7 protein-coding genes and 3 pseudogenes are annotated in these 6,355 nt (G+C 54.0%); 2 read left to right on the top strand and 8 right to left on the bottom strand.

Features of this window, described 5'->3' with window-relative positions:
- The 7 genes and pseudogenes from IR141_RS11750 to IR141_RS11720 form a co-directional block, all read right to left on the bottom strand.
- A pseudogene (locus IR141_RS11750) lies at positions 1-116 on the bottom strand (IS1595 family transposase); the annotation flags it as partial.
- Between the two features lie 130 nt (positions 117-246).
- On the bottom strand, positions 247-819 hold the full coding sequence (locus IR141_RS11745) for a hypothetical protein (RefSeq protein WP_135037498.1): 573 nt from the start codon (positions 817-819) through the stop codon (positions 247-249).
- A gap of 89 nt (positions 820-908) precedes the next feature.
- Positions 909-1,043, bottom strand: coding sequence for a hypothetical protein (locus IR141_RS13920; protein ID WP_255518830.1), 135 nt, complete (start codon positions 1,041-1,043; stop codon positions 909-911).
- Positions 1,044-1,132: 89 nt separating this feature from the next.
- Positions 1,133-2,219, bottom strand: a pseudogene (locus IR141_RS14035) (DUF1176 domain-containing protein).
- Between the two features lie 126 nt (positions 2,220-2,345).
- The gene (grxB, locus tag IR141_RS11730; RefSeq protein ID WP_135037489.1) at positions 2,346-2,996 is read right to left on the bottom strand and encodes a glutaredoxin 2; all 651 of its coding nucleotides are present in this window, start codon (positions 2,994-2,996) and stop codon (positions 2,346-2,348) included.
- Between the two features lie 63 nt (positions 2,997-3,059).
- Positions 3,060-4,262: a tryptophan synthase subunit beta gene (gene trpB / locus IR141_RS11725; protein WP_135037486.1), complete on the bottom strand. Its 1,203-nt coding sequence runs from the start codon at positions 4,260-4,262 to the stop codon at positions 3,060-3,062.
- Positions 4,263-4,271: 9 nt separating this feature from the next.
- Positions 4,272-4,886, bottom strand: a complete 615-nt coding sequence (locus IR141_RS11720; RefSeq protein ID WP_135037483.1) for a phosphoribosylanthranilate isomerase — start codon at positions 4,884-4,886, stop codon at positions 4,272-4,274.
- A 201-nt stretch (positions 4,887-5,087) separates the two neighbouring features.
- Between IR141_RS11720 and IR141_RS11715 the strand changes: the two genes are divergently transcribed.
- Positions 5,088-5,246 carry a hypothetical protein gene (locus IR141_RS11715; RefSeq protein ID WP_167743201.1) on the top strand — a complete coding sequence of 53 codons (159 nt, stop codon included), beginning with the start codon at positions 5,088-5,090 and terminating at the stop codon, positions 5,244-5,246.
- Between the two features lie 218 nt (positions 5,247-5,464).
- Here IR141_RS11715 and IR141_RS11710 read toward each other — a convergent pair whose 3' ends face one another.
- The gene (locus IR141_RS11710; protein WP_135037481.1) at positions 5,465-6,019 is read right to left on the bottom strand and encodes a gluconokinase; all 555 of its coding nucleotides are present in this window, start codon (positions 6,017-6,019) and stop codon (positions 5,465-5,467) included.
- Between the two features lie 138 nt (positions 6,020-6,157).
- Between IR141_RS11710 and IR141_RS11705 the strand changes: the two are divergent.
- Positions 6,158-6,355: pseudogene (locus IR141_RS11705) on the top strand (IS1595 family transposase); the annotation flags it as partial.

Genomic DNA, 6,355 nt, shown 5'->3' with positions numbered 1-6,355 from the left:
GTATTGGGCTGAATACCTAAGATATCGGCAGCAGAACGTGCGGTTACTTCCAATACAAAATATTCAAGCAGTTTTCTTTGCAGACTCTTCTTTAACTTACAGTGGGTTATCTTCATTTTGGCAGCCTGTCATGACTGCTAATCTACGTCAGCCCCAAAATTTTTTAAAAATCAAAAAACACCCGGACAGCGGGCAATGCTGGTCGGGTGTCGGTAAAAACACTTCGGCAGGCGTTGTGTCAAACGCTTATTTTACGGGGCAGTCTATGCGCGAAAGAAGGTCTGCCGCATAGGTTTGAAACTGCGTTTGCGCCCGCTTTCCTGCCGCAAGGAGTTTGCCCGCATCGCTGCCGGCAGCGTGCCGCTCGGCATATTGCAGGCCGGTAAAGCCGCACGGGCTTTGCCGGTAATGCATAAGGTTTACTTCATGGTCTTTAAAATGCGGGTGCCCTTTTTTCGGCAGATATACCACCGTAACCTGCAAAGCGTTTTTCTTCGGCACGATTTCATAACGGGCATGCTCATGTTTGAGCTGCTGTGTCATGACACCGGCAAACGTGCCGAGTGGCACTGTGCCCGTTTGCTTATGCAGGGTTATCAGTTTTTTCCATTGGTAGCCCTGCTCGCCCTCGCGGTAATATTCGGCCTGTGTTTCGTTACGGCCTTGCAAGCGGTAGGTTTCGCCCCGGTATTGGATTTGGCGGGGAATATCGGAAGGCGCCTGCGTTTGCTCGGGCAAAGTGATGGTGGTTGTGCGCCCGCCCAGGCATCCGCTTAACGCGAACAATGCGGTTGCGAGTAGGAAAAAGGATTTGTTCATATCGGGTTGCCTCCGTTGGTTAAAAAATATCGGCATCTGTTTTTCAGACGGCCTCACGCGTGTTCCGCCATCTTACGGCCTGCATCGTTTTACATGTATGCGCTGTGATTGAGCTTCAAACAGCCCTCCACAACACAGCTGCGGCTTTCTGCCGCGCCGGCCAAGTCTGCGGCAAATAAAAGAACCAGCACAAAGGGGTTAATGGTTTTTGCTGTTTCAGACATGGCTTTCCCTAGGCGGTGTTCATATAGAAACCAATATGTTGTGTTTGAAAACAACGGTTAAAGAGCAAACAAGATATTTGCCGGTATAGCTATTTTGAGGTTTCTACCACTTCTGTAACACAATACGGCATTTCCCATGCGCCGCCGGGGAAGCCTTTGCACATTCCGTGATATGCAAAATAAACGCGCTCGAAAGTCTGCCCGTTGTAGCGGTGGGTTTCCCGGGTCCAACAATCGCCGATACCGCGCCCTTTCATATAGCCGGTAAGCGTGCCCGAGTGGGCGGCATAATCGTTTAATTCAAAACCTTCTCCTGCTACACCGTGAATATGGGTGATCAGTTTTGTTAAATCTTTGCTGAAAATGCCGTAATAATTGGCACCGTTATAAGCCGCCAGCCAGCAGCTTCTTTCAACCAGCACCTGTTTTTCGGAAAGCGGATAAACCGTTATAAGGCTCATTTGTTGCCGAACAAGGGGCGTTTGGGTTGCTGTTTGAAAAATATTTTCCGACCGCTTTGTCGATTAGGGCATATTCCCTGCTGCCTTTGCTGATTTTGCGCGGCTTTTGCTGCAAAGGGATAACGGGGCGGACAACGGGCAGTTGGGGTTTTGCCGCAGTGCGGCTGTTGCAGCCGCGCTGTATCGGGGCATCGGGCACATCATAACACCCTTGCAGCTCGTCCATTTTCAGCAGGGTTTCCCGCGCGCCTTCAGGAGATAAGTTCCAAACATTGCCGTCTGCCCCTTTAAACACAACTGCGGCATTTTTATTGCGCAAAGCGGCCAGCAGGGTATCGGCCTGCTTCGGCGAGAGCGGCCGCACAATACCGGTTTTCAACGAAAAATCAAATTTTCCCAAAGGCCTGCCGTTTACATACAATATGCCGCCGGTCCCTTCTCCAACGGGAACAATACTGAGCTTCGCATCTGCCGCTCTGCCTGCCCCTGCTTTGCGGGTAAACAGAACCGAAACGGGGTTGTCGCTCTCGTCCGACTCATACCCGGCCGCGCGGCAGGTGCCGCCGTTATCGCAAACCGATTCCCAATCTTTTTCTGTAAACCAATTGCCGTGATCATCTCCTGCGTACGCCAAATCAGCGGCCAACGCGCAAGAGACGGAAAAGCCGTCATCACAGCAAGCAGTAAGTGTTTTTTCATATATCAATCCCCCCATCAGCAGAAACATTAAACCGGCCGACATGAAAACCTGCGCATCGGACACTGTGCCCGTTTGCCAGGCTCTGCTGCCATCCTTTTCATTTGAAAAATTTTTCCGTGCAGGCAAACAGGGTAACCCTGCCTACACCGCCCTATCCGTGTAAAGCGGCACCCCGGCGGCAGCGGCCATATTGTCCGCATAAGCCCTCAATTCCGGCGGCAGCACCAGCCCGCGCACCACCGTTAAATTACGCAGCAGCGGGAAAACGTGGATGTCTTCCATGCCCAAACCCGCGCCGTTCAAATGGTGCCTGCCCGCAACCTGCCGCTCCAAACCGGCCAAATCGGTATGCAGGGTGTGCAGATATTCACCGGTTTTCGCCAGATTTCCGGTAAAACTGCCGATATTGGCTTCTTTTTTATGAACGAAATAATCCACCGCACTCTGCGCGGCAAATTCGGGCAGCCCGATCTGCACCATACGCGGCTGCACCAGTTTGTTGATATAGGAGCCCGTCTTATCCAGCCAAGCCTGCACTTGGGGGCGGATTTCTTCTTTCAGACGGCCTTTCCCCGCCAAACCATCAACATAACGCACAATATCCAAGCTTTCACCCATATACGAGCCATCGGGTTTTTGCAGTATCGGCACCTGCTTGGCACCTATCATGCCGACAGGGGTGGCTTCGTCATCGTTTGCCAGCACGATTTCTTCTGCCGCCAAGCCGCGCAGGCCGAAAATCATGCGGGCGCGCACGCAGAAGGGGCAATGATCGTAAATATAGAGTTTCACGGCAGTTTTCCTATTTTCCTATTTGCCGGTTGCATCCCAACACCTGAAGGCCGTCTGAAAACCTTATAACTCAATGCCTTTGAGTTTGGCTACGGTGTTGATGTCTTTGTCGCCGCGGCCGGAAAGATTCACCAAAACCACTTGGTCTTTGCTCATGGCAGGCGCATTTTCCACCGCCCAGGCAAGGGCGTGGCTGGATTCGAGCGCGGGAATAATGCCTTCGTAGCGGCACAACAAATCAAAGGCCTGCAAGGCGGCATCATCATTAGCGGCGGTGTATTCCACGCGGCCGGTGTCGGCCAGATGGCTGTGCTCGGGGCCGATGCCGGGGTAATCCAAGCCGGCCGAAACCGAATGCGTGCCGAGCACTTGGCCGTTTTCGTCCTGCATCAGGTAACTGCGGAAGCCGTGCAAAACACCGGCAGGGGCTTTGCCGGTAATCGGTGCGGCATGGTCGGGCGTGTCGATGCCGCGCCCGCCCGCCTCCACCCCCACCAGGCGCACGCCCGCTTCGCCGATATAGGGGTAAAACAGGCCGATGGCGTTAGAGCCGCCGCCCACGCAGGCCACCGCCGCATCGGGTTGGCGGCCGATGGCTTCGAACATCTGCTCTTTGGCTTCGTTGCCGATTACGCATTGGAAATCGCGCACCATTTCGGGATAAGGCGCGGGGCCGGCAGCAGTGCCGATGATGTAGAAAGTGTCGTCCACCCGCGCCACCCATTCGCGCATGGCTTCGTTCATGGCATCTTTGAGCGTGCGGCTGCCGCTGTCCACGCCCACCACATTGGCGCCCAACAGCTTCATGCGGAACACGTTGGGCGCCTGGCGGATAATGTCGTCAGCCCCCATATAAACACGGCATTCCATGCCGAAGCGGGCGGCAACGGTGGCGGTGGCTACACCGTGCTGGCCGGCGCCGGTTTCGGCAATCACGCGTTTTTTGCCCATGCGTTTGGCCAGCAATGCTTGGCCGATGGTGTTGTTGATTTTGTGTGCGCCGGTGTGGTTGAGATCTTCGCGTTTGAGCCAGATTTGCGCACCGCCGAGTTGTTCAGACAGGCGTGCGGCGTGGTAAACGGGGCTGGGGCGGCCGACATAGTGTTTCAGGTCGCTGCGGAAAGCCGCCCAGAAAGCGGGGTCGTTTTTGGCTTCTTGATAAGCCGCCGCCAGCTCCTGCAGGGCGGGAATCAGGGTTTCGGAAACAAACACACCTCCGTGCTCGCCGAAAAAGCCTTGTGAATCGGGGGCTTGATAGTTCTGCATGAATCTTCCTTATGATAGGCGGCGGATAAACTCCGCTATTTTGGCAACAGATTTGATGCCCGCCGCGCTTTCTACGCCGCTGGACACATCAACCGTTTGCGCGCCTGTTATTCTAACAGCTTCGGCCACATTTTCAGGCGTGAGGCCGCCTGAAAGTATCCAATGGCCGTTGAGTTTTTGCGGCAGCATCCGCCAGTCGAAGCTTTGGCCGGTGCCGCCGTATTCGCCTTCGATGTGGGCATCAAACAGCAAGGCGCGGGCATCGGGATAAGTTTCGAGCGCCGAGATGATGCCGGCAGTGTTTTGCACACGCACGGCTTTGATATAGGGGCGCGCAAAACGGCGGCAGAATCCGGGCGGCTCATCGCCGTGAAACTGAATGATGTCTACCGGCACCTGCGCGAGAATTTCTTCGATGCGCGCCGCTTCTTCATTGACAAACAGAGCCACCACGCCGACAAACGGCGGCAGCGCCCGCACAATGCACTGCGCCGTTTCTATGCCCACGGCGCGCCTGCTTTTTCCGTAAAACACCAGCCCCACCGCATCAACGCCCAACTCGGCGGCGGCGGCGGCGTCTTCAGGGCGGGTGAAACCGCAGATTTTGATACGGGGCTTCATCATCTTTTCCGGCAAACTCAATAGTGGTTGGGAATTTATACAATAGTTCGCTAATATCTGCAAAATTTCAGACGGCCTTTGCAGTGATGGTTTCAATCGGGCAAAACCGTGTTAAGCCCTTTGCCACCGGCACCCTATGGATTTTAAGATAAAGCCGTGCAGCAACTCTATGCTGTTTTTTCAAATTTAAAAGGATAAACCGTTATGAACCATATCAAAATTTTGTTGCTCTCTGCCACTCTCGCTCTAACCGCCGCCGCGTGCAGCTCGTCCGCCGCCGACACGCCTGCCGTTGATGCTGCTGCCCAAGTTCAGGAAAGCGCGCCCGCCGATATCGGCGCTGCCGATGCCGCGCAGCAATAACGCCGCCCTATCCGGCTGTTTCAGGCCGTCTGAAAACTTTTTCGGTTTCAGACGGCCTTTTCCTTACCCGGCCGCCCCACCTTAATTAATTGTTTCAAGTTTAAGCAATGGGTTTCAGACGGCCTGACCGTTCCCCAATCTGTTTTATCGGTTTCAGACGGCCTGACCATACCCAGCCTGTTTGAAACCATAGACCGCAGTATATTTATGCTGCCTGATCAACGGGCAGGACGGTGTTGATTTGGGCGGGCTATGGGCTCGAAACCTTGTGCTTTAACCCAAGCCGTGATTTCGGCCTGCACTTCTTCTGCGCCGCCCGCGCTGCCGATGCGCACGCCGGCTTCGTCTTCACCCAACTCTTCGAGAACCGCCATTTGCGAATCGAGCATACCGGCTTTCATATAATGCCCTTTGCGCGCCCTCATGCGCTCGAGATTCACTTCATACGGCGGGGAAAGGTGGACAAACACCACCCTGCCCCCGGCTTCGCGCAGAATGTCGCGGTAGTGGCGCTTGAGCGCCGAACAGGTAACGATGCTGTAGGGCTCGCCTGCCTGCGCCTGCCCGCTCATCCAATCACGCAGGTTGCGCAGCCACGGATAGCGGTCTTGATCGGTGAGCGCAATGCCCGCGCCCATTTTGTCGCGGTTTGCCTGCGTGTGGAAATCGTCGCCCTCGGCATAAGGGCATTGGAAATGCTGTTGCAGGGTAAGGGCGGCGGTGGTTTTGCCGCAGCCGCACACGCCCATCAGCACGAAATGTACGGTATCCATGATATTGCTCCTTAATTTTATTCACAACGAAATTTTCTTACATCTATTCGAATAAAAATTGAACTAATTTATTGTTGATATTAATTGGGGCTGTACTAGATAACTAGGGAAATTTAACTTCAGGTTAGAATAATCCCTATGAGAAAAAGTCGTTTAAGTCAGTACAAGCAAAACAAACTGATTGAACTATTTGTTGCAGGTGTTACCGCCCGCACAGCGGCGCAATTAGTTAGCGTCAATAAAAATACCGCTGCCTATTACTTCCACCGTTTGCGCTTACTTATCTATCACAACAGCCCGCATCTGGAAATGCTTGATGGTGAAGAGAAGTTGATG

This window comes from Neisseria sp. 19428wB4_WF04, from assembly GCF_015235335.1.
GTDB lineage: Bacteria > Pseudomonadota > Gammaproteobacteria > Burkholderiales > Neisseriaceae > Neisseria > Neisseria musculi.
Note: the sequence above shows the minus strand (reverse complement) of the source record. Positions and strands in the feature narration are given on the sequence as shown.